This window comes from Butyricimonas sp. BSD2780061689_150309_C8 (genome assembly GCF_015560935.1).
Taxonomy (GTDB): domain Bacteria; phylum Bacteroidota; class Bacteroidia; order Bacteroidales; family Marinifilaceae; genus Butyricimonas; species Butyricimonas paravirosa.
In genome coordinates this window covers 52,550-78,792 of sequence record NZ_JADMSV010000020.1, presented here as the reverse complement: position 1 = coordinate 78,792, position 26,243 = coordinate 52,550, and the positions used below count along the sequence as shown (strand labels likewise).

The following is a 26,243-nucleotide window of genomic DNA, read 5'->3' as shown; positions in this document are numbered from 1 at the left end:
TCACGAGCAGAAAATAGTGCCAATGTTTTCTGCTCTTTTTTATTTAGATTCATCATTCTTCAATTTTACGCACGAATACCGTCCTATCCTTTACCTCGAAATGTACCCGGGTTGCCAACTCCAACATTCTCAATATTTCCGTGAAATCCTCATACCGGGCCAACTCTCCAGAAAAATGATACTCTTTCACTTCCGGATTCTCCCAAAATATATCAATATTGTACCAACGCGCCAAACGGGTCATGATATTCTCCAGCGAATGATTCAACAACATGAATCTCCCCTCTTTCCATGCAGAATAACTACTGGCATCAACTTTACGAACGGTGAATTTTCCCTCATCATAAACAGCTTGCTCATCCGGACGAAGTCTTACACCCTGCTTGCCATTAAATACCCGTACTGCTCCCTCGTTCAAAGTCGTTTCCACGAAAGCATCATCCGGATAAGCCTGCAAATTAAATTGTGTTCCCAAAACTTCCACCGACATCTTATCGTTTGCATTCACAACAAAAGGACGTGAAGCATCTTTAGTAACTACGAAAAAAGCTTCTCCTCGTAAAAAGACATCACGTTTCCCCTTACCAAATTTCACCGGGAAACGAATTTCTGAATCAGAATTCAGAAAGACCTCCGTGTTATCGGACAAAAACAATTTATACTCCCCACCCCGAGGTACTCGAATCGTATTGTATTCTAACACATCTTCTTTCCCTGCCCCTTCATTCTCCTTGTAAGACACTTGAACTCCATCGTTCTTGGCAACCATTCCCCCTCCCAACGTGATCAACTGTACAGAACTATCCTGCAGAACAATCTCATCCCCCCGGGAAGTCACTAAAATAGCTTTAGCTCCCCCCATCTCCACATGAGCCGCCACCTCTACTTGTTTCACCTTCGGCTTTTTATTGAAACCCCAGTACAATCCTATTCCTACAAGCAATATCACAGAAGCTGCCACACCAATCTGCCAAGAAGAGAATAAAGATCTACGCTTTCTTTGTCCGGCTAATTGTTCTTTCAAGGCATCCCACGTATGTTCTACATCTAAACGCTTCGCATACATATCCCTGGTAGAAAAATTTTCTACCTCAAGAATGCGCTGATATAAATCCTTATTTCTTGCATCCTCCTCCAGCCAAGCATTCAGTTTTTCCTCATCCTCGGGCAGGATAACTCCCATTAACTTTTTAGCTATTAAACGGGATATTTTATAATCTTTAGGACACTCTACCATACAAACGTTTTATTACATTTCTATACATAGAACGACAAATTCATCTTAAAGGATGAGTGAGCTTCCCGCTTTTTTTTAATTATTTTCCGCTAAAAACACCAAAAGAAGATAGAAGTAATCCTTTAAAACCTCACGAAGAGTATCCATTGCCTTATATTTCAACGACTTGACTGTATTTACAGAAATACCCAAATTTTCGGAAATTTCTTTATTCTGTTTTCCTTCCAAACTTAACTTTATAATCCGTCCACTCTGGGCAGGCAAGGCGTCAATAGCTTCCATCACGATCCTGTAGGTTTCCTCCTCTATTAAAATATCGCGAAAAAAGTACTCGTTACCGGCAGCACTTAATCCTTCCTGAAGTGGTAAATTTTTCCGGCTCCTCAAATAATCAAAGCATTTGTTCCTGACAGACACGTATAAAAATATATCTGCCGTCTCTCGAAAATCATAAGTTTCCCTTTTCTCCCACAAGCGAATAAATATTTCTTGAACAAGATCCTTCGCCACATCCTCATCCTCAACAATACGACGAGCAATCATGCACATGGACAAGTAATATTTTTTGAAAAGCATTTCGTAGGCATCAATATTACCTTGACGAATGGATTCAAATAATTTATCATCGTTATTTTGATCACTATCAGACATGATTATTCCATTTACCCCAAAAACTCTCTTGAGGTAACAAAAATAGAGAAAAAAATGAGAATAACAATCACAACACAAATTCCTAGCATTCTTATCTCCATGAATTTTAACTCATAATCATATAGATTACGTTTTATTGGGATAATATGACTTTTTATGAAAATGATTCGTACTGTCTTCTCCATATAAAAAAAATAAGTCTATAAATAGAGAAAATCTGGGTGCAATATTAAAATTCACACCCAGACTTTTTTAACCTACACTACAGCACTACCGGAATTTCCACTAGTAGTAGTGCATCCATCAAGAAACAAACTCTCAATCGTCCATCTTTATCACCATAACGCCCATAATCTTGTTTTTGATACAAATCCCGCATTTTCTTTGAAAGATAGTACTCCGAATCACTGGGATTATTCAAATACTTATTATACATACCATCCATAGTTGTGTAATAACGATATGATAATTCATTCATCTCACACCCTCTCACTGCCCCGAAAGTAACATTTTCATCTGCCACGCTCCCCGTTGACGTGAAATTCGCTCTACAAAAACACGATAATAATTTATCGTTTATTGATACAAAATCAGCAAAATCTCGTAAAAAAATAATCTTCAATTCTTTGGAAAATCTATCTCGTAGCATTCTCCTCAATTTTACTATCTAAAGTATAATTCACCTTACACGATCCCGAGATAATGTATCTACAAGCCTGTTGTCAAACCTAAAGCACCATTAAAGAAAATCTAGTAAACCACGAAGTAAGAAAATATTGTCTATATCATCTACGTCCTCAAAGCCCCCGTTCTTACACTTTTATACATAGATAAAGATTTAAAGCGCTCTGTTAAAATAGTAGTGATAATCGGGAGATAGCACCTAAACGTCGCCTAATAACCGCCCTACAACCAAACAATTTCCGGAATCACCCCCTGAAAAACCTCCTTAGACGGGTTAATCGAGAAAAATCATTTTCTACCAACTTTGTAAATTAAAAAGAGGTGCCTAAACTCGTTAGACACCCCCAACTGGTTGCATTTATTGAATATGAAAAGTAGGTTTGTATTTCATCTCGCCTCAGATATATTCCTACTTTGTTCTTTGAATAATTACTTTCGTATGAAAGAAACTCCCTTCTATTGTTCTAAGTTCATTTTAATAGTACCATTCTCAAACAATTCCTTCAAGCTATTCACATCTGCATGATAAATCTTATCATCTACACGATAATGAACCCAAATTTTCGTTCTTTCCCAATCGTAACGGTATTCTTTACGCAAACGTAACGTGTATTTGCCATCTTCAGTAATCGTCATACTACCAATACGGGGAGATCCTCCTTCCACCTCAAAAGTGACAAAACCATCCTTGGGTACAGGAGAATATGACTTACCATCTTCACTGAATTCTATCGTTCCTGTAATCGGCGTATTAGCAATTGTAAATGATTCATCACTAAAAATCACGACATTTTCATCCGCAGATATGGTGATTTCTCCTGCACTCACGATAGACTTCGTTTTAAATGGTAACACTTTATGTTCTCCCGTTTGATCTGCAGGTCCCACTCCCGGATTCACCTGTACATTACCATTATCAACATCTTTAATGGCTACATCATCTGTACCATTCCGATTTTCATCCCGTTTAGCCTTTACAACATATATAAATCGTCCCTCAACATTAGGATCCTCCTTAAATATCTCTTCCGGATAGGCGCTTCCCCTTCTATTATCATCAATCTCCAGCATCGGAGCATCAATATAAACCTTAAATTCTGTTCCAAAAGGATCTGCAGACTTGTTATCAGTACCACGGAAACTCGTAATGTCAAATTCCAAATCAACCTCCTGCCCAACTTCGTAACTCCACTCTCCCGATTCATTCGCATTTATCGTTAAGTTTCCATTCTTCAACTTTCCTGAGAACTTAAATGGATCATTATTTGCCAATTCGAAAGTAATCGAACGATAATGATTTCCTTTATATTCATAACCAGCTTCTGGATTCGACTCACTTGACGCGATACGAATTACTTCTGCACTATTAGGTCTATCTGTTTTTAAATAAATCTTATAATCGCTCTTTCCTTTTTGAACCGGAGTAAATGAAAATACTCGTCCACCAGTCCCCCACGTTCCCTCATCAATAGGTTTAAAATCACACTCCTTATTACCCGCACCGCCAGGAATATCCTCATCATCATAGCGAGTTAAGTACTGAGAATAAAGCAAAAATACATCATTCTCGTCAGAAACAACAGGATCATTACCTCTTCCTTCTTTCTCTTCTCTCAATTGCACATCAAAAGTTACCGGAGCGCTCACCTTTTGTGGTACCAAACAATAATACACGGTTTCCCCATCCGGCATTTCATCTCCTAGGTTCGAACCATTCACGTCAATCAATCCTCCAATTGAAATATAATAATTATGATCACTAAACGGGAATACCTTCTCTAAAGTAATAAAATGCTCCGCTTCAATGGTTAATGTTCCATTTTTATAAGCATCACCCTCCTTTTCAGGTTTCAACACGGTATTAAAATAAACACGTTGTACCCCTGTATGTGTTGCCTCGTAAACAAATTTAAATTTCCAAGGATCGTTTTCACTAAATTCATCAGGATTACTAATAGATGTAATTGTTGCCAACTGTTGTCCTGTTGATTGCCGAATATTCAACCAATCGGCACCAATTTTCACCCGTAAAGGTAACAACTCTTCAGGAAAATCCTCCGGAATAGTGAACATCAATGTCACCGGCTGTCCCTCCACGTTACCATAAATTTGAGCCGAAGTCCATGTGGGTTCAAATTTAAATTCTCGTACAGTAATTACCTTAATTGTACGCCGTAATTTACCGGCCTTTACCTGAATTATTCCTTCACGTTTCGTTTCGTTCTGTCCCAACTGATTCAATGTAATTGTCAAAGTACCTATTCCGGTATTATTATCATATACATTTTTAATCTCAGAGGTTGCCACGGTCGTACCTCCGCCAACCCAAGTAGCAAGCACTTGACCAGTTGTCTCTGGTCCATACTCCCCATCCCCATTTTTCACCTCATATCTATATGTCAAATCCACGCTACGAGTAGTCGTACCTAAATAAACTACAAAAGTTTCATCTACAATCAATCGATGAGTCCCATCACTTACCTCGTTAATATCATCCGGAACAGAGATCCACACGTTATTGGTGGGTGTTCCATCCAATGCTTCTGCAAAAGAATCATAACCATAAGACAAGGGACCTACGATCTCAATATTATACGAATGATTCCGCCGGATCGGTAAAGGCTCCGACTCCTCATCCAACAACAATATCCGATAATATTTTCCATTCTCACCATGCAATATGACACTCACAGGATCCGAAAGCTCGTTCTCACACTCCAGGATATACTTTTCATCCAAATTAAACGAACCATCCTCAGTACCCTCTAGATGAATCTGTTCGTCATTAGCCGGCAAAGACAGGTAACCTTTTACCCCCGGCGTCCATTCAAAATCATGTGTTTCTGAATTATAAGGAGCTACCGTACCGAAAGCATGCGTGTTATGCGTTGTGAAAGCATCTATATTAACATAGCCATTCTGAGGATTTTTCACCGTAACTCGTGCTTGATTACGGACCATAACAATCTTTTTTCCTTCTCGTTCCAAAGCTACGGCCATATTATCCTCTCCCTCCTCACATGCCACTCGTTGCCAATAAATCATTCGTCCAGAGGAAGCAATCAAGGTCGCCATCAAATCCGACTCGTGCTTTCCACCCATTTCAGATTCATTAAAATCCGTCAAGTTCTGGTTCGCCACAAAGTGTATAATTTTCGTGTAATCCGGCACGATTGCACTAAAAGACCCACTTAACGAGGCATTAACATTAGGATCAATAGGATCTGTTACAATTTTCGCCTCAACGGTTGTAATAAAAGCCCCTGATGCCGAGAAACAATACAACACCATATCTTGAATTCCACGCCCATCAGAATCCACACTACGTGTTGATACCTGTTGCATATCAGGAACGTTTGTTCCAAACTGAATCGCCAAATATCCTTCTGGTACTTGTTGTTCTCCTGAACCGCCCTCCAATTCATCCCGAGAACACGCCGCTGTTACCATTACTAGTAAGCAAACAGCAAATTTCCATATTATTCGCTTTATCATAGTCTTCTATTTGTTTATTTCTTTATTCACGTAATGATCCCGAACACAACGGATAGCATTGCCTGTAGACGTAGAGTGAGGATTTACAACAAAACCTCCTGCACTCATATATTCTGGAGCATTTAATAAATATTCCATTGCTTCTGTTCCTTGATCTGAAGTTCCTTGATAACGCATGATAATTAACAATTCAGCTTTAGTCGGTAATCTCCAATCGTCTAAAACCACTGGTTCTAATTCGCGGCCACTCGCATCTTTCAAACGACGTCCTTTTTCATCCCGGGGATAATAAACCTCTACATAATTCGCACAATGACTCGCTGCTTGTTTATAAGCTACTTCATCATCATCCTCTGGTAAATCTCCCGAAATAAAACCTAAACGAGATGCAATCATAAATGATGGAGAAACTAAATTATTATTAGCCTCATCCCTTTCTGTCCGTCCCAAAGCATCCTTACGAGGGATACCCAATTGATAGGTCACATTCGGATGGATCCTATCAAATTCCTCATCTTCTGGAAACTTCGGCAAAGCCGATGAAGTTATTTGAACATGATACATCCGCGGATTTTTTTCGCTCCGAATAGTAGCTTCTCTTATTTCCCCCCACCCCCAATAATACCATGAAATATCATAATTAGATTGGTTTCCATAACCTTCTGCAGAAGGTTGTTCAGCAACTTTAGAACCAAAATACTTACTTCTAAGATTATAATCATCATCATATCCCCAAGTATCATTATTACTATTGTATGTTGTTGCTGTCACATATCCATTCCCTTTATTTTCACTTTCATAATTAAAACCAAAATCTTTTCTATAAGAGTACCATCCAAAATAATATGTAATATATTCCTGTGGATATTGCTTAACCATCACGGTAATCGGCTCACATTCTTCATCCCCATTCCATACCTTAAATTCAATATAACGAATTAAATTATTCGTCGGTATAGGACTCTTTATATTCAGATTGCCATTAAGACCTTCATCCGGGGTAATCTTAATTTCATTGAGAACTTGTCGATCCGTCACTCTCGTTTCTGTTCCATACTTATTATAATAATAAACTTTAAGGGATCCATCAACTATTTTCACTTCACTTGATGATGAAAAAGCAATAGAAGTATTATCATCCGCCATATTATGCAATTCCAACTCGTCTCGATTCAATGTAAGATAATGCGGTAAAGCATCAGCACCAATCTGAATATCTAAATCCTCCCATGACACAACCTCGTATTCAATATCTTCCAAATTCGTATCCTCACCCTCATTCTCCGCACCTGTCCCTTTCAGTGTCACCCGCACCCGGTAAAGATGATTAGGCTTCAACATATTTGTCTTAGAAACAGGTATCGTATAATAATTTTTGTCCACGACCTCATCAACTCCACCATCCGCAGACTTCTTCATATAAGGAACTCGCACAACCAAGTGTGTCATTTTTTCATATACATTTCCACCTGTTGACCAATCATTCGAGTACGAATAAGTTGTCATCGTAATTGTCTGAACCTCTTTTCCATCAACAGTTTCCTTCCCAAACTTCACATTTCCCGCATAAGGATCAGCTTTTTTCAAATCCACACTAGGTAATACAACCACATCAGCATCCGGTAACACGTAAGAAACCCCTTGCCAATTATTCAAACGAAAAGTATTTGAATTACTTTGCGGTGCAAACTGGAACCAATCGCCACCCTTGTTAGCCCCCTCGATCAACACGACCTCAATTTTAGCAGCCGCACGTGCCAAATTAATATTAATTTCCGTGTTAACATCTGCATTTCCATCATTCAATCTCACATCATCCACATTCCCGCTCATCAAGAAACTTCCATTTTCTTTTGTTGGATCTATCTCATTTAACGGATTCTCTGTTGTTGAAGTTTCCGTTACCTGTCGTAACTCCGTGAGATTTTTTATCTCACTTAATGGTTTACTCGGATTTGTACTATTTGCAACCAAATAGATAGAATAATTAGATTTGGCAAAAGCAGATTTCGGTTTTTCTAATGTCACGGTAGCACCATGGGGTTCCACTGATTCATAATAAAAAAGTTCTCCCTCATCAAAAATAAATACATCCAATTTCTCTACTTTACTTTCGACACTAGTTCCATCTTCGGATGCTCTAGATTCTATTGCCTTATCCGAAGCAAATCTCAAAATAATACGATCACTTCCATCGTTCGAAACAGTTAACTGTTCCCCGCTCTTGTCGCAGCCGACGAGAAACACGACTGCCAACAATATACTGATAATATGATTACTGATTCTATTCATACAATCTTGCCTTATTCATAATACATTACTTCGTCGATTGTTGCTCAACACGCACAATCTTAATCAACGTTTGAGAATCCGATCCCCACTTCTTATCAGTATTAATCAACAAAGGTTCAAATTCTCCGGTTAAAGAACGGGAAGTAATTTCTAAATATGTCACGTCGCCCACCTTGGAATCCTCCGTCGGCCATATCGTAATAATATACTCCCCCTCATCAATAGCACTATCGGGCATCAACATTTCATCGGTTACCCGCATTACAGCCATCTTGAATCCCACGGAATTTCTTAAAGTTGGTGTCCACTGTTGCTTACTATTCATCTTGAATCGAAAATTCACCGCCCCTTCTCGATCACGAGGCAAAACGGGATCTGTTACAGAAACCCATACATCCGTATTATCCTTATCACCATCAAGAGTACAATTATATGACGGATGTTCCCCCCCATCCAACTCATAAATATCTTCAGTTTCCCAAGGTAACACCTTATACGTAACAATTACTGTCCCTCGGTAATCCACCCAACATAATACCTGGTAACACTTTCCTCGCTCGATTGCTGGCAAATACACTTCCTTTGTCCTCTCGTTTCCACCATTCACCGTGTACACGATCTCTATCACGTTTCCATCATTATCACCCGGTTGATCAACATTATTATCCTTGCTCCCATAAGGATTTTCAAACAGAAAAACATTACCCTCCATGAGTAACTCGTAATCATCCGCATTAGTTGTTTTGTTCTCCAAAGTTTTAGCTACAACACCATTATTTTTCAAATTAATCGGTTTATCTGCCGGATAACGACCCACAGCCTGTAACTTATCAAGTGACACCGGAAAAACATAATTCTTTTCTCGCATACCATTTCGCAATACTTTGGCACTCTTCACCACCAATCCATCGGAATTCACGTTCGGTCCTTTCGCAAAATAGAGCTCCAATTTTCCCGCGGGATAAGACAATTTTAATTCTACTGGCTTATCTTTATTAACAATCAAATGCCCCTCATGACCTTCTGCTCCATTTTCTACACCACCGCTCACGGTAATCTCGACCTCTCCTCGACACGTCAACGGAAGTTTTTCATCATTAATGACAGAAGTAAACGCTATCTGCTCCAAATCTGCCCGAGACATATTCTTACTAAAACCTTGCCCACGTTCATACTCCACAACTTTATCATCCGCAATAGCGTAAAACGCCATTTCTTGTTCACTCATCGTTTTTTGGACTACATCCATCATAAAGCTACCCTTTTCCTGCTCAGAAGAGGTTAATTCATGATACCCGACCTGCTCCTCTCCCCAGAACGCATACACTTTCAGTGAGGAAATTTCAATGTCACTCCCGTCTAGCTTGGCCCGCGAACCAAGATTCACACGCACCCCAAGTGTATCTTCTGTTGTTTTTCCGGACATATCCTCATCAGTACAACCCGAGAACAAACCACCGAGACAACCGCCAAGCAATACGGTTAAAAATATTTGTTTCATATTTTGCATAATCATCTCTTTTAAAATTCAGGTTTAACATCCGGAACGACAAACCAATCCGGCACTCCAATTTCCACACCAACCGACTTGAATTCGAAATGAATCGGAATCACCACCTCATGTTTACTGCAATCAATTTTCGGGTTTGCTCTTAGAAATTCCGCCAAATTTATTTTAGCAATCTCATTTCCATTAACATCCCGCACACACACGTCAACGGCCGAATGATCCGAATGACGCATTATATTGGATAGGGCATTAAATTGCCCATCACTATATTCTGTATCAAGTTTATAATCCACAGGATTACCACCTGCCTTATTCTCGAAGTTCGTATAGGGTAAAACACCGCACACTTCTATCGACAGGTTAGACTCAGCCGGAACTCCAGCCACTTCCACAAGCACTTTATAATGCGAACTCGCAAAAAGAAGTTCTCTATTTTGATCCTCTTCCGTCACCGTCAATTCCAACGATGAATAGTAAAGCGGATCATTACTGGATATTGTCTCTTTCTTAAAATATTCTGGGGCTGCACAATAAATCTTGTCACAATCCCCGCAATACAGGTCATTCACCTGATCTTTTATCAAGTTTCCAAAACAGGTAACCCGGTATGTTCCCGGTTCCAACTCTGGTAAACAAACACTACGTTGTGCTAACTCATCTTTAGTTAGCTCTCTCATCGTTACAAGTTGTTCGTTCTTGTCGAAAACATACATCACAACGCGCTCGATCTTCTCGTTAAAAATCTCGGCAGTACCGTCGCCCTTGTAACTCAACGACAAGGTGTTCACGCTGTATTTCGGGCAATCATCCATATCCTCCTTGATACAACTACTAAACATCCCTACCGCCAGCAGCATGAATAATAATTTATTGAATATCTTCATATCTGTATGTTTTACATCATATTTATAGTTTGAAGAAGAAGGGAGGAGTCCGAAACCTCCCACCTCTTCTGTTTTCATTCGTCTAGCCCTTTTACTGTATATTAAAACTCAGGAGTTACAGTAACAACAGACCAATTTACCGGGGTAACAGTAACATCAATACATTTTTCAGTTTGATCCGGATCGCTTTCATTAAACACGAAATCGATTTTATAAATTGTACCTGCTACAAACTCTGCGATAGGTGTATTACCATCCTTCAAATTTAATGTAGCAAGAAAAGTCGGGGCTGGTTGTGCATTTTCCTCATTTTTTGTTCCTGTCATTCTCACAACAATCTGAGGTTTTGCTCCCGGGAAAAAGTTATAAGCCAAAACTTCATCAACAGTACCCACGGCTTTTGTGTTTGCATCCCATGTTAATTCTAAAGGAGCAGCAAATTTATCATTATTCCATCCATCTTCCAATCCTTCAAAGAAAGGTTCAACAGAACCACTATTAATAACTGTATTCTCTAAATCATCTTCTTGAACCTCAGCTGTAGACAAAATTGTCTTCGTGTAATAATTATTCAAAGCGACATGATTAATTGTAAATGCCTTATATTCACGATCCGCCTCTGCCTCTGCAAAATTACAAGTAAAGTTTGCGATTTCAATACGAGCGATACGAGGAGCAACTTCTACATTTGCGGTATAAAGCATATGTCCTTCTCCATCAACTTGAGCTTCTGTTAAACCTTTTTCTCCGTAAAGGCTCAATGCTCCAATTTGTTCTTCTTGTTGAGTCTCAATGGCAAGCTCTTCTTCTAATACTTCAACTTTTGTCACGCCACTTATTACATCTATCTTATCCATATTACCTACAACAATAACCTTACTCACATTCGCCGGTAAGAAATGGAACGTTGCTGGAGTAAGATCCAAGCTTTCTCCTTGCTGTGATTCAAAATAGTGTTCAGATTCAGCAGTTCCATCTGCTTTCTTACCCAAGTACAAAGTCGTACCATCAGTAAAAAAAACTTGAAAACGTTCAAGAACAACCTTATCTGTTTCTTCAAGGGGGTCTCCCATTGAACGAGAGCCAGCCTGTACATTGGCTAAATTAATTGTCACACTCTTGGGACTTTGATCATCAATTCCCTTATCACTTTTTTCACAGGCTACTGCTCCTAGAGCAACTAGCGCAACCATAACTAACTTGTTTAATTTCATAAACTTCAACATTTTAATTGCGGACTAAAAATTATTCAAACTATATTTATATCTACTATTTCAACTGTTTCAAGTTCTTCTCAGCCTCAGCGTGTCCCGCCTTAATTGCCTTCTCGAACCATTCGATAGCGATCTCTTCCTCCTCCATCATCATGTAACAAACACCGATGGAATTGAACACCCGGTCGTCGTTTTTGTAAGCCTCCAAGGACTTCAACGCCTCCGCATACTTCCCGGCACGAATCAACTCGTTCGCGGCGTTCACGGCATCGGCCACCTTGTCCGCCAGTACATCGTAGAAGACAGAAACGTAACACGCATTACGTAATTCCGGGTAAAACTCCTTCAACATGTAGCGATAAGGTTTACCATTCTTCAAGTTCATCAATGCGGCTTTACGCCCCGAACCCAGCGTGCTATCATCAAGAATGGCCAACACTTCATCTTTATACTCCATGTTTGAAGCCGCGACCAACGCGCGCAAACCATCCCAGTTTTCCACCCCGTTCACCAGGACAAAATCCTCGTCACGTAATTCAGGCATCTCGCCTCGAATATACTCTTTCAAAGCAGCGGCACGTCCCGCGCCTAAACGAGTGTTCAAGGACAACCCTCCTTCAGGAGAGGCAAATCCTGTAATCTCGACTCCTTGCAGACGCAATTTTTCCATGTCCCCGATCTTGCGGATTCCCGCCATGATCTCGTCAAGAGTTACCTTGTTATTATAGGCATCGGGATTCAACACCGTTTTCGACACCGGGAAGAAGACTTTCATGTCCTTTTCCTTGAACACCCAACGCTTGCGTGCCTCGACCACCTCGAAATTCTTCGCGGACGGTTCTACCGGGGTCACTTCTGGCACGGGCGCCACGTAAACAGGACCCACCGGGACACCTTGATCACCACCACAACACTCGCAGCCACAACCTTCCGTGTGATAAGCGATCCCCAAGCCAGCCTCTTTCATCCAGAGCTCGTAAGGAACTCGCTCGGAGTATTCAAGCGTCCCCCCTTTCAAGAAAACGTTATAGCCTGTTAAAGTCCATTCCTTGTTACCCGCCAAAAAATGTTCTTGGCGTTCCCTGCGGAAACGGTTTTTACCGTATAATTGCGCCGGTTCCAGCCATAACGTGTCTGTCCCCGAGTGAAGGTAAGGACGAAGAACCACCTTCTGACGACTACGGGCATACTCTGGCATATCACGAATGTCAAAACGCACCTCCACCTCCCGACGGTCCTTCTTCACCGACGGGTTTTCCACCTGTACCTGGGCTCCTAACTCGCCCGACAAGAACGCCACCGAGCAAGCCAGCAATATATTTCTCGCTTTCATAATAATCTATCCTATTTTATCAAGTAAACTAAAGTCAAGCCGGCCTTCGTGATCCCGAAACGGCTCTTCTTGTTCGAACCCCGGAAATCACCGCACTTCACGCAATCGTAAACGTCGTATTTACCGTAGAGGTAACCGCCACCGATCGTGGCCTCCAGGTTCCAACGCCGCCCCAGTATCCAGGAGTAACCGTAAGAGACACCGAACAGCATCCCCCAGCCCTCGTAACGGTGATCCTTCATTCGTTTTGGGAACTGCGGTAGGGGCAAGCGCACGCCGCTCACGTTGTATTCAGAGAACCCGGCATGGAGCCCGAAAAAATGCCCTTGAAAACGTTCGCATAACCAGTAACGAAATTCCGGCTGGATTAAATAATGTTTCATCTTTTTGTTCTCACCCTTGTCCAGGTTCCAGGGGTTGTACCCGCCGAAAAATTCTAACGAGGTTTTCTTACCCAAGCCAAACTCGAAACCAAGATTTGGAGTTGTTGTTGCCCAGTATAACACATTGGTCTTAACCGCGACTTTCTGTGCAAAAACACGGCCCCCACCGAACAATAAAAGTATCAGCAAGGCCAGTACACACGATTTCTTCATGTCACCTTCTTTTTAATTATAGTATAATTATCCTTCTACTACACCGAAAACCCAATCTGACACGCCGAGAGATTGACAACATCATATTTTTATCTGATATTGAAACGATTAACACCCAAAATGGCCGATTTAATCGTTCGTTTAAAACAGATACTTAAAAGGCTAAAAAACAACAATCCAGTTATCCACTACATTGCAAACGTTTTCTATTAAGTATCATTATTTTACAATAATATTTTGTTTTTTAATATATCATCCATACCTTTGTATCAGAAAACCAACGTTTTAACCAACAATTTTACTTACGAAATATTCATATAATTTGTATAAAACGATACCTAAATAGTTGTACTTTTGGTTGCCATTATTTAATACAAATTATTATGATTATTGCCTATCTGAGAGTCAGTACAGAAAAACAGAATTTACTCAATCAAAGATCTGAGATTGAACGCTTTGCACTACAAAAGAACATCAATATTGATCGTTTTATCATGGAAATTGCGAGCGGAAAAAAAGCAGGCAAAGAGCGTCAATTAGGAAGTCTGCTGAAGAAACTCAAAAAAGGAGACACCCTAATCGTTACCGAAATTTCACGTTTAAGTCGAACCCTGACAGACATCATGAGCATCATGGGTAAATGCCTGGAAAAAGGAATTGTTCTCCACAGCGTCAAGGACGGCTATACTTTCGATGACTCCATCAACAGTAAAGTGTTATGCTTCGCTTTCGGACTTGTGGCTGAAATAGAACGTAACCTGATCTCCATGCGGACCAAAGAAGCCCTAGCTTTAAGGCGAGCAGAAGGAGTTACACTCGGACGTAAAAAGGGAAGTTATACAAAATTGAAGATATTGATGGACAATCGTCACACGATCATTAAAATGTTAAAAGAAGGGAAATCAATTATCACGATATGCCGTCACTACGAGCTTTCCCGTGACACGTTCGAAAAATTCAAAAAGAAATGCCCGGATATTTCCGGTATTTTAGCAGAAAAAGCAAAAGATAGAAAAACGGAGACACTCAATCATAAAACTAATACATAAAATACCCCAACAACTAACTGCCAAACTTTACATACGTGAACAAATCCCAAACATTCGCCATTTGTCCGCCCATGGTTATCCCTTTGTCTGCCGATGGGCTAGGACAAGAAAACAGCATCTTCATAGCATAAACATAGCAAGAACAATCTCCAGTGTTCTTGCTATGTTTGTGCCGTGTAATTATTGGGTACTTGTCCTAGCCCATCCCCAGCTCTACCCCAGAGCAATCGTGGAGGAACGTTGTGATTTTCTCACATCTATCGACGACAATCAATCTAATTTCTCCCGATAAATCTTCACCTGCTCTTCCAGATGCTTGATAACATCATCCCCCACACGATTCATCTTGGCTGCCGGAATACTATTTTCCAAAGCCTGAACACCTTTACGTCTGAAACTTTCGCCATACCTGTAACACAAAATACCCATCGCTTCATGAACACGGTAGTCCCCGTTTCTTCCACTTCTCAATAACCTCTCCGCCGCATCTAAACCATTCTTGATAACGGCATCCGTTCTCGAATCAGAGGCCAGCACCAAATGCATGACACTCTCCATAACAGCAGGATATTGCTCGTCTCCCCTGTATTTTTCCTGTATTACATCAAAATACCGGATAGCACTATTTTCGGAAACCTCCAGTTTACACTGGTATTTCAAAGCAGCGCTCTCTATATTTTCCTGCATAATTTCGAGTAAATAGAGCGCTTTAAGATACTCCTTTTCTTCTACAAGCCCCTTGACTGTTGCCAGATCGGCCTGGATTCCCTGTTCCGGGACAATTTTAAGCGCCCAGATGGCCATTCGAATGATTTCCGCTAACCTCGGACTCCACCCATCCCAACGTCCTCGAATGATCCCTTGATCATCAATAATTATAGCCGACGGATGATTGCCATGAAACGCCTCCGCACAAGCATCTGCTCCTTTCCCGTAACCGCAAGGATAATGAAGCCCGCGATCTTCCCACCATTTTTGGGCTTCACGCTCCGAGACCGTCTCGTGTGAATCCACCCCGATAAACTGCACTCCCTCGTAAGGCTGCATATTCCGGAACAGCACGGTGTCCAAATCGTGAACCAGATTGATACAACTACCACACCACGTGGACCAGAAATTTATCACGATAAACTTCCCTTTTAACGCCTTGCTATTTAACTTTTTATCAAAATAAAATTCCGGGGCAGGCTCACCCACTTGTTTAGTCATCTCCATCGTGTTGCCTGCCGGTTTCCTGTAATCTGTCATCCAACCTTTGGAATAATCTCTCATAAACTTGTTAAAAGCCTCGTAATCCTGAGCCTTAACAGAAATAACTGCAAACAATAATACAGCCATGTAAATCAATTTCTTCATCATCATTCTCAAATTAGTTAAATCACAGAGCCATGTCAAAAGAGACACTCCCGCCACGGCCCTGTGACACGAAAATTATTGCACAAAACACTGTATTAAAACAGCACCAAAATACATTCTCTATTTTCCCTTTCTCCTGAACAGCAATAACACACCACCCAGCAAAATCAACACCGGTAGAATCCATTGCAACATCGTCTTCACGTTTCCGGCGGCCTCCGCACCAATCGTCAGGTTATTGTCAACCGGTTCGGGACGGGAAGTATCCACCGGGAGTTCCCCGTAAGACAACCATTCAAACATCGACATGATCAGCCCCCCGTTTATAGAAAGTATCCCCCTACGATTCGCCATCACCTCTCCCATACTGAAAGCATCCGCATCCCCGATAACCACAATTCGCTGTTCCTTTCCTGCCTGTTGACGCTCCAAAGCTATCATCGTGGTCTTCGTCCCGGCTTGCTCCCCGGCATTAAGATTCAACAGGGGTGTTTCATTCACAAAATCAATCGTCTCCAACTCGTTCCAGCTCGAAGGATCACGCCCAACCAGTAACGGGGTCACCCTAAAACCTTTATCTTCCACTTGCAAAACCGCTGAAGCCTCCGGCATCACGATCGAGTAAGGCCATTCAGGATGATTGGTTTTTATGTACAAATCGTCCCAAAGTTTAGATAATCCCTTGGCTTCATCGGTAGCTCTACAAAGAAACAGGCTAACCGGATATTCCCTTTCCTCGGCCTGCCCCAAAGCTCCGGGGCCACCACCCGCACCTCTGGCAGAAGGCATACTGGCAGCATTTTTATCCGCTATCTGATCCTGTTTCTGCACCAGAATCCCCGGTTCAAAACGCAATCCCAGTTTCTCCATCAACGGGGCCAAATAACTGTTCGTCCTCGGTTTTCCCGCAATAATCAAGTTCTTCCCGCTTTCCACGTAACGATATAATTTATCCAACTCCTCTTCCGAGAAGGGTTCCCTCGGTTCAGAAACGACCAGCACGTCCAAACTATCAAGCAATTGAGGATTACGGCTCAATTTCACGTCTGCCACATCAAAACCTTGATTAATCAAGGCCGAACGATACAGCTTTTCCGACACCATGTAGGAATAATCCCGGTTTCGATCCCCGGTAATCGTGCGGGCATAGTGATCCGAGAGGAAACCCACACTTGGTAATTTCATGCCAATCCGTTTTAACGCGGCAGAAATCTCCGTCTCAAAAGGAACCCTTTGAGCGTCGTTGAACACCCGCAGAAAAGTCTTTTCCCCGTTTTCACGTTCCAGCAATACCACGAAACGATACCCCTCGTCTCTCAAATCCACGTCCGGGTCAACTTTAGACAAGGGAACATATTTTTTAGCATTAACACCTTGAAACTTTGCCATCTCTTTCGCGGCCTCGCTCAACGTTTTCCCGGCAAAACGATGGGCAAAGAACCCGTCCGTCGTGTCCGTGTAGTAATAAAACACGTAATCCATCTTCGTCTCCGGCTTGAACCGGATATAAGAATTATAGCGTGCTATATCGGCCATCACCTTGGCAGGAGTAATATTGTAAATACTACCGAACAGATTCACGTAAGTCGTCATCTTCAATCCCCCGTCCAGCTTGGACACGATCTCCTGGCTGGCCTCGGTCAACGTGTTTGTCTTGGTATGCGTCGAATCGTGATACAATCGTAGCATGGGCCGGGAAGTCACGTACCCCAGTAACATCGCCACGATAAACACACCCAAGAATCGCCCGACTTTACTCAACATGGAACGGCGCTCCCGGATAAACTGCAATTTCAAAATCGCAAACCCGAGGAACATGGCCGTCATGATAACGAAATAAAGGAAATCCTCGCTGCAAATCATCCCGTTAATAAACGTACCGGCCCGTCGGTCCAAGGCCAGCCAATACGTGATGTCCCGGACAAAAGTATATTCCTGCCACAGCCCGGACACGAAACGCAGGAAAGTCAACAAAGCCAGCATATAAATAGCCGCCACGATCGGGTAAGTCGTCAGCGTGGACATGAACAGACCGATTGCCGCGTAAGTTCCGAAAAGAAGGTACAACCCCAACAACCCGGTCAATACGGCCGCCCAGTCAAAGGATTCAATCCAACATCCGCCAAGGATAACGTACACCAGCAACACGCTAAACATTAACAACCCGTACATCATCATTCCCAGAAACTTTCCCAGCACGATATGACGACTGGTAATCGGAGCCACGAATAACAGCTTGATCGATCCCCGGCTGAACTCCTGACTGATTAATCCCATCGTCAACAAAGGCATGATCATGTACAACAAATTACTAATCTTGGGCCACAACCCCCGTCCCGTTACATCGAAAAACAACGCCCGGGACAAATCAGACAACCCTCCGCCCCGGAATTCCTGACTTCTAGCATACGCCCAAAGTACATCCGTAAAGTTCATCGCAGTCATAAAGACAAAAAGGATCAGGATCAACCACGCAATCGGCGAGTAAAAAAGATTTGATAACTCCAAACGAGCTATTCTGTATATTGCTCTCATAACATTTACTTCTTAGAATTAATTGATTATTTACCGGACAATTTAGCGAACACAGCCTCCATGGAACTCTTCTCCTTTCGCAATTCTGTCATATCCCATCCCCGAGAAACCGCCTCCCGCATCACTTGCTTGATCGTTCCCCGCTCCCCGTCATACCACAAGCGAACGCCATGATTGTCCAACACTTCCGCCCGTTTGATACCGGGTAATTTCATCAATTCATCCACGACCGGAAGCTGATCAAATTCTAAATAAAGCGTGTTCGGTTCGATATAATTATCAAAATCTTCCGTGCTACCGGAAAAAACCACTCTCCCGTGTTCAATCATTTTGATAGAAGAACAGGTGGCCTGCACTTCCGACAAGATATGCGTTGAAAGCATCACAGTCCGATCCTCGGCAATATCCTTGATTAACTGGCGAACTTCCAGTATCTGGTTCGGATCCAACCCGTTCGTCGGTTCATCAAGAACCACGAACTTCGGATCATGCAGGATGGCCTGAGCCAGCCCGACGCGTTGCTGGTATCCACCCGAAAGATTACGCAATAACCGATCTTTCATGTGAGTAATGCCGCAACGTTCCTCGGCAACAGCGATCGCCGATTTAATCTTTTTCTTATCCATCCACTGTATTTCGGCACAAAAACGTAAATACTCGTCGATCGTCAGATCCGGGTACAAAGGCGGTTTCTGTGGCAAGAAACCAATTAACTTACGAGCCTTCACGGGTTCTTTCAACGTGTTTATCCCGTCGATATACACCTCTCCCGTGGTCTGTCTCATCACACCACAAATAATGTTCATCGTGGTAGACTTACCAGCCCCGTTCGATCCTAAAAGACCGACCACCCCGGCTTCATCGATCTGGAAATTAATATCCTCTATCGCCCAGCGACTGGAAGTATACCGATGATACAAATGTTCAACTTTTACAATTGGATTTTCCATACAAACGATTTATTATTATAAAATTCTAGACATAGTTCTCCCATGACAGCAAGTTGCCATCATTTTTTATTCCCCAAGAACACAAGGTTTTACTTTCGTTTACAAACTCCTCCGCCAGCTTCGTTGCCAGGGGTTGTCCAAAAAGTCTTATCCAGTATCTACAAACTACCCCCTCCAGCTCCCCCTTACACAGGGGGAGAGCTAATTACCAAGCGGTTTCTCCCCCTGTGTAAGGGGGAGTTAGTGGGGGTAGTTGTTTAAAAATGACTTTTTGTACAGCCTCAGCTGGTAACTTCTCCCCGAAACAGGGAATATTCCAGCTCCCTCTCTATTGCCACTCAACTACTCGTAATACAACTCACCAATAACCGGCAAATCTACCCCCCAGTCTTTAAACGCAGCAACAATAAGATCGTATTTCTTCTTAATGTTCCCCGCCACGTCCATCGACGGATGTAAAAAACCGGCATAATCATAATCCCCGATTACCCAAAACAACGGGTCAGGATACGAGATTGAATTCACATCTATTTCCAGCATCTCCTTCGGTGTCGTAATGATCATCTCCACGTAATTCCGAATATCCTCGCTCTTTGCCACTTCCTCGGAGTTTGCCAACCGTCCCAACCAACCTTCAGCCATCCACTCCTCGTAATAATCCGCGGACAAGGTTTTAGAATAATCCGTCACGGAAAGGAAATCCTCCAACTCCGCCATCGGGTAATCATCCACCAACTTCTCCGTCAACATCCACGTGTGCAACTCATTCTTCATCTCCAGCAAATCTTCATTCGTCATATTCTCCACGGACGCATCCCCATGACTAAATATCAGTGTATTGGCGATATTACTGAAATAATCCCGTTCCTGTTCTGCCAGATCCTTATTTCCCAAACGATAACAGTAAGTCACATTCTTGGCAAGAATCACCTTTTTCACCATCTTCTTCTTCAGAAGTTCCTTGGAATAATGATTCAAAAACAACTTCTCGATCCACTCCAATTGCTTACCGACATATTCCTCGTCCGGCAACTCCACACGCAAACCGGCATTATAAAACGCTAGCTCACCATCATTAATTTGCATCGTATCATCCACAAACCCCGCCCATCGGTCATTCTCGTTATAATACACATCCTTATCCTCGAACTTATACAGAAAATAAATCCCGCAGTCTTCATACCAGCTCACGATCTTCGTGTCATAATCGTGATTCCCTTGCGGAAGGACATAACGAAACTCCGGTTCCGTCGAAGGTGTTAACTTCTCGTCATCGTCATTACATCCCGTCCACAAAAACAATCCTAATATTATTATCAAAAAATATCTCATAATACCCTAGTTTTAAATTCCATGACTATTTATTCTGTTCCAATCTGGGATTCAAACGGATCACCTCTTCCGCGATCGGCAACACGTACCTGTTCTTCTGCAAAGTCGCCTCGGTCTTGTTGCCGGAAGCTGTCTCGAAAAGAGTATGATTAATTTCCGGCATACCGTACCTTCTCAAATCACACCAACGATGTATCCAGTCCCCAGCTAACTCCCGACGGCGTTCCTCTTGGTAAAATTCAAACAAATCATTCGGATCCGTGATATTCACTTCCTCGTATGTGTACTTATTATTAAAACGGTGACGACGTAATTCATTCAAATCGTTCAAAGCCTTCCGGCAATAAGACGCATCCCCTCCGGCCATATATTTACGGATATATCCCTCAGCTCGATTCAAATACATTTCAGCCGTGCGAATCCCTTGATACACGCCATTATCACTCCCCCCGATAGACAAAAAACTCCGGTAATACGTCACAGACGGGAATCCCATTTTAAAATTCCACGCAAAATACAAGCAACCCCGTATATCCCGAATCGTCTTTTGTTGCACCATCGTCTGGTTACAAGAACCGTACAAGTCCAACAGTTCATCGGAAACCATATAACAAGGATCGGAAGCCTGCATATCCCCCAACTCCCGGTAACCTTCACGCATCCAGATCACCTCGTCCGGCGTTCCGGTAGCGTACACGGATAACGATTCCGGGGATCTAGGCGTACCCCATCCCACCGTGTTCAAATCCAACAGATTCGGTTTCACCTGCAACACGCTGTCCGCGTAAGCAATCGCCCGGTCCCAATCCTCCATGTACAGATACACCCTCGACAAAAGAGCCTTGGCGGCCAAATGACCTATCCTCAAAAAGTTACGGTTATAATCATTCTCTGTCAACAGCCGATTACCCCTCAACAAATCCTGTTCGATCTGCCCGTACACCTCGGCCACGGAATTACGAGGAAATCGTTCATCCCGCACCTCCATCGTCAACTTCAAAGGTACTCCCGGATTCAGGCTCGGATCACCCTCATTATAAGGCATTCCATACATATTCACCAACATCAGGTAATACATGGAACGTAACGTCAACGCCTCCCCCCGAAGGTTCTCCCTCAAAGATGCCTCCCCGGTCATGTCATCCAGACAATCCAGCACGATATTACATCCCAAGATCTTGTTGTAAGGCAACTCCCAAAAGGCAGCATCATACCCACCCCCGGCATTGTTGAACATATCCGCATCCCACAAAAAACGCCACCTCATACTCTCGAAATAAGTCCGGAAACCTTCATTTCCCAACCCGTTACACTTTATATCATCCGTAAAAATATCCATGATATTATACTGCACCTCTTTCTGTCCGGCATCCAGATAAGCATCTCCCAGCAACAACTGTTCTATATCGGTAAGTTCTGTCGGCCGAACTTCAGTTATACTATATTCGTCAAGGAAACCGTCACAACCGACAAGCATCCACAACATGAACGAACCAACGAGTGTTAATACGATCGATTTCATGCTCTTTATCTATTTTAATTAAAAACTCACGTTCAAACTAAAGGTAAAATTCCTCGTCAATGGCTGGCTTCCCTTCGCCACCTCCGGATCCCGGCTATCAAAATCGCTACTCACGATCTGGAAGGGATTGGATAACGTCATGGTAAAACCCACGTTCTGGGCAAACCGGCGAATCAATCTCTCCGGGAACACGTAAGAAAGACTTATACTGTTACAACGCAAATACCACGCATCCACAACCCGGACATCCGAATTTGCCCACGCCTCGTAAGGATAAAGGCTCACGCTGGAATCTTTAAACGGGTACATCGGCAAACAATTCTCGCCCACCGGGATAGAAGGAATATTCGTGTACTTCTCGTCGCCCGACTCCCGCCAGCGTTTCAACAGCTGGGTCGAGGCATTCTTGTACTCGCTCGGCATACCGTACGTGTTCTTCATCTCTCCATACGGCGAACTCAAAAAACACTGGTTCCCGGTTGATAAATAGAAAGAAGTCGCCAGCGTCCAATTCTTGTAACGGAAGTTCATATTCAACCCCGCCGTTAAATCCGGGTCCAGCTTCCCGGCATGAACCATGTACTGTGTCACGTCCAGTTCCCCCGCGTTCGTAGCCGCCCCGGACATATCGAATAAAGGCCCGCCATTTTTCGGGTTCAACCCGGCAAAACGGAATGCCCAGAAACTGGAAACAGGATACCCTTTCTTGTTATATTTCCCGCCTGTAACCTCTTTCCAATCCCCTGTCGGTTCAAATTCCGAACTCACCTCGTTATACACTTTCGAGGTATTGAATCCCAAGCTCCACACGAAATCTCGTGTCCGAACAGGTACCAGACTGAACGACAACTCCCAACCCGAATTTTTCATATTACCACCATTCACGTACATGGAATGCTCTCCGTTCTCGTAAGGAATCTCCCGTTGGGTAACCAAATCCTCCGTTTTCTTGTAATAATACTCGAACGAACCGTTTACCTTACTATGCAAAACGCTGAAATTAATTCCTAAATTAATCGACTTCGTCTTTTCCCATTTCAAATCAGGATTCGGTAATTTCGTGTAAGTCATCTTAAACTCTCCCGTCTCCGGGTCCAAAGGCAAGATTTTAGCAATCAGATTCGCGCTCACGTTCTCCACCACGTTCCCTTGATAACCGAAGGTTGCCGACAAAGACAAATAATTCAACAAATCCTGTCCCTGTAACCAATGTTCATCCGTCACGTTCCAACGGGCACCGATAGACCACACCGGCAGATATTTCTCCTTCTCATCCTGCCCGAAACGATTGGAACCATCACCTCTCACGGAAAAATTCAAGGCATACCGATTGTCATACATATAAGAACCCGAAACATAGTAAGACAACGTGTTATTCAACGATTTCGTCAAAGAGGGAGCCGTACGCGCATACCCGTTCAGCGTGTAATTAGCATCCGTACTCGGTCTCGTACCCAGAGGCACATCCACGAACGACAAGCCCCGCTCCGGCATATAACCATAATTCGTTTGCGCATAAGATTTATGCTTATTACTACTCAACTCACCCCCAACCATCACATTCACGGCGTGACGACCAAAATTCTTTATATATTCAAACTGTCCTCGCCAGCTATAATTGAATCCTTCATTCTCATCCACGTTCAACTCGCCTCCATAGGGCAAAGGCGAAACTTTGAAATCCGTGTCAAACACATCGTATTCGCCATAATTATACCCACGAATTCCGGCAATGTAATGAGTCCGTTCCGTAAACCACGACTCCCCGAACGTAGAAATAGAACCTCCCCCCAAAGTGGTAGAGAAAACAAAACCATCCAGAATAGTCCAGCGTGCATCAACACTCAAATTCAGACTTCTACTCCTATTTTCATTCCCGGAATATTTCAATTCATTCAAAATATTATAATCATACCCGTCGTCTCCGCTAGCATAATAAAACAGGCTCCCGTCCTCCTCGTAACAAGCAATAGCCCGGTTGGCATTGATAGCATAATTGAACGGGTCCACCCCATTGGCAAAAGCCTTTGTCTCCGTGTGCGAGCCGGATAAAGAGACATTCAACCGTAGCTTATTCCAAAACGTCGAACTCAGATTCAACCGCCCGGTATAAGAAGTCTGTGAATTTCCCTTTGCCGTATTTTGGTTACTTGAATAACCCAGAGAGGCATAATAAGTCGAGTTTTCATTACCTCCCGAGAAACTCAACGAATGAGAATGAGAAAACGGGGTTTGGTAAAGCACGTCAAACCAGTTCGTGTTCACGGATTCCAACGCCTTAGCCCCCCGATCAAACTCGTCGTAAGAAATCTCTCCCCGCTGGTAAGCCAACGCCAACCCAATATAACCGATTTTATCATTCGGCACCTGAGCCCCTCTCTGGTAAGCCTCCCGGGAAAGATCAACCCGCTGTTTGGAATTCATAATCTCCAGCTTGTCATAATTCAACTTCTCCCCCACGGAGAAATTACCGGAATAGTTCAATGACAAACGTCCCCGCTCCCCTTTCTTCGTCGTGATCACGATCACCCCGTTAGCGGCCTTTACCCCATAAATGGCCGTGGACGAAGCATCCTTCAACACGGTTATATCCTGAATATCATTGGGATTCAACCAAGCAATGGCCCCTCCGACAAAGTTTTTAATCATATCCATATTATCATCACCAATATTGGTCAATTCACTGGTGCTGAAAGGCAACGGGTCCTGTTGGATAATCCCGTCAACCACCCACACCGGATCGGCATTCCCGACCAGCGTGGAAGTACCCCGAACACGCACCTTCTGACGAGTTCCGGTCAAACCGCTCTGGTTAATCACCATCACACCCGGTAGTTTCCCCTGCAACATTTGTTCGAGCGTCTGCGATCCGGTCATCACCAATTCATCGGCATCCACTTTCGAGTATGAACCGGCCATCGCTTTCTTTTTCACGGCCTGATAGCCCGTGACAACCACTTCATCCATTTTAATCAGATCCTCTTTCAAAACAACTCGCATCGTGTCTCTCGCCGTGCGGACCGAGAAGTCAACGATCTGGGTGGCAAACCCCACGAAAGAAAACTCCAACCTACCCTCGGGAACGGGTAATTGCAACGAAAACCACCCCTTCGCATCCGTGGCCGTCCCGAGAGAAGTACCCGATAATTTTACCGTAACCCCCGGCATCGCCCGCCTTTTCTCATCTACAACCCATCCTTTCAACCGGATGAAAATCCTCACGGGATCTTGATTGACCACCAAATCCTTGATCACGATCACATCATCCAGCAACGTGTACGTGAGCCCCGTCCCCTCCAACAAGCGACTCAACACGTCCTTCAGCACCTCGTTCTTGACATCAATAGAAAGATGATCGATCGCTTTTATCTTATCAATGCTATAAAAAAAGCGAATCCCCGTCTGTTCCCGTAACTCCAGAATAATCGTTTCCAAGGAAACATCTTTCATCTGCAAAGACACCCTGTTCTCCTGGGAGAACCCCGTTGCCCAAGTACTGACCTGCAACACAACGGTTAATAAGAAAGTCAGTTTCATCATCAAAAAAACTTTTTTTAAGACATGGATAGGCACACCACGCCTACTAATCCAATTTTTTTTCAT

17 protein-coding genes are annotated in these 26,243 nt (G+C 43.0%); 1 reads left to right on the top strand and 16 read right to left on the bottom strand.

The genetic code is table 11. The features are described from left to right. Positions 1–52: 52 nt before the first annotated feature. From I2I33_RS14510 to I2I33_RS14465, 10 genes are all read right to left on the bottom strand, one after another. The gene (locus I2I33_RS14510) at positions 53–1,237 is read right to left on the bottom strand and encodes a FecR family protein (RefSeq protein ID WP_087419426.1); all 1,185 of its coding nucleotides are present in this window, start codon (positions 1,235–1,237) and stop codon (positions 53–55) included. A 75-nt stretch (positions 1,238–1,312) separates the two neighbouring features. Next, positions 1,313–1,888 (bottom strand): RNA polymerase sigma-70 factor, encoded by a 576-nt coding sequence (locus tag I2I33_RS14505; RefSeq protein ID WP_087419425.1) that lies wholly within the window; start codon positions 1,886–1,888, stop codon positions 1,313–1,315. A gap of 262 nt (positions 1,889–2,150) precedes the next feature. Beyond that, positions 2,151–2,537, bottom strand: a complete 387-nt coding sequence (locus tag I2I33_RS14500) for a S46 family peptidase (protein ID WP_087419424.1) — start codon at positions 2,535–2,537, stop codon at positions 2,151–2,153. A 491-nt stretch (positions 2,538–3,028) separates the two neighbouring features. Continuing rightward, the gene (locus tag I2I33_RS14495; RefSeq protein ID WP_140402533.1) at positions 3,029–6,067 is read right to left on the bottom strand and encodes a hypothetical protein; all 3,039 of its coding nucleotides are present in this window, start codon (positions 6,065–6,067) and stop codon (positions 3,029–3,031) included. Positions 6,068–6,073: 6 nt separating this feature from the next. Then, entirely contained in the window at positions 6,074–8,359 is a 2,286-nt protein-coding gene (locus tag I2I33_RS14490; protein ID WP_087419422.1) for a fimbrial protein, read from the bottom strand. Positions 8,360–8,384: 25 nt separating this feature from the next. After that, complete coding sequence (locus tag I2I33_RS14485; RefSeq protein WP_140402532.1) at positions 8,385–9,860, bottom strand: hypothetical protein; 1,476 nt, start codon at positions 9,858–9,860, stop codon at positions 8,385–8,387. Between the two features lie 20 nt (positions 9,861–9,880). Next, positions 9,881–10,831, bottom strand: a complete 951-nt coding sequence (locus I2I33_RS14480; RefSeq protein WP_087419420.1) for a FimB/Mfa2 family fimbrial subunit — start codon at positions 10,829–10,831, stop codon at positions 9,881–9,883. Between the two features lie 23 nt (positions 10,832–10,854). Continuing rightward, positions 10,855–11,967 carry a hypothetical protein gene (locus I2I33_RS14475; RefSeq protein WP_087419419.1) on the bottom strand — a complete coding sequence of 371 codons (1,113 nt, stop codon included), beginning with the start codon at positions 11,965–11,967 and terminating at the stop codon, positions 10,855–10,857. 55 nt (positions 11,968–12,022) lie between these two features. Next, positions 12,023–13,300 (bottom strand): hypothetical protein, encoded by a 1,278-nt coding sequence (locus I2I33_RS14470; protein WP_087419418.1) that lies wholly within the window; start codon positions 13,298–13,300, stop codon positions 12,023–12,025. 11 nt (positions 13,301–13,311) lie between these two features. Then, positions 13,312–13,896, bottom strand: a complete 585-nt coding sequence (locus tag I2I33_RS14465) for a DUF3575 domain-containing protein (RefSeq protein ID WP_087419417.1) — start codon at positions 13,894–13,896, stop codon at positions 13,312–13,314. Between the two features lie 383 nt (positions 13,897–14,279). Between I2I33_RS14465 and I2I33_RS14460 the strand changes: the two genes are divergently transcribed. Next, positions 14,280–14,945 (top strand): recombinase family protein, encoded by a 666-nt coding sequence (locus I2I33_RS14460; RefSeq protein ID WP_087419416.1) that lies wholly within the window; start codon positions 14,280–14,282, stop codon positions 14,943–14,945. Between the two features lie 270 nt (positions 14,946–15,215). Here the strand turns inward: I2I33_RS14460 and I2I33_RS14455 are convergent, their stop codons facing one another. From I2I33_RS14455 to I2I33_RS14430, 6 genes are all read right to left on the bottom strand, one after another. Further along, the gene (locus tag I2I33_RS14455) at positions 15,216–16,304 is read right to left on the bottom strand and encodes a TlpA family protein disulfide reductase (RefSeq protein ID WP_229128311.1); all 1,089 of its coding nucleotides are present in this window, start codon (positions 16,302–16,304) and stop codon (positions 15,216–15,218) included. 117 nt (positions 16,305–16,421) lie between these two features. Further along, positions 16,422–18,836, bottom strand: coding sequence for a Gldg family protein (locus tag I2I33_RS14450; protein ID WP_087419415.1), 2,415 nt, complete (start codon positions 18,834–18,836; stop codon positions 16,422–16,424). A 26-nt stretch (positions 18,837–18,862) separates the two neighbouring features. After that, on the bottom strand, positions 18,863–19,786 hold the full coding sequence (locus tag I2I33_RS14445; protein ID WP_087419414.1) for an ABC transporter ATP-binding protein: 924 nt from the start codon (positions 19,784–19,786) through the stop codon (positions 18,863–18,865). Between the two features lie 342 nt (positions 19,787–20,128). Further along, positions 20,129–21,118: a hypothetical protein gene (locus I2I33_RS14440; RefSeq protein WP_087419413.1), complete on the bottom strand. Its 990-nt coding sequence runs from the start codon at positions 21,116–21,118 to the stop codon at positions 20,129–20,131. 25 nt (positions 21,119–21,143) lie between these two features. After that, positions 21,144–22,640 carry a RagB/SusD family nutrient uptake outer membrane protein gene (locus I2I33_RS14435; RefSeq protein ID WP_087419412.1) on the bottom strand — a complete coding sequence of 499 codons (1,497 nt, stop codon included), beginning with the start codon at positions 22,638–22,640 and terminating at the stop codon, positions 21,144–21,146. 18 nt (positions 22,641–22,658) lie between these two features. Then, on the bottom strand, positions 22,659–26,180 hold the full coding sequence (locus I2I33_RS14430; RefSeq protein WP_229128310.1) for a SusC/RagA family TonB-linked outer membrane protein: 3,522 nt from the start codon (positions 26,178–26,180) through the stop codon (positions 22,659–22,661). Between the last annotated feature and the right edge of the window lie 63 nt (positions 26,181–26,243).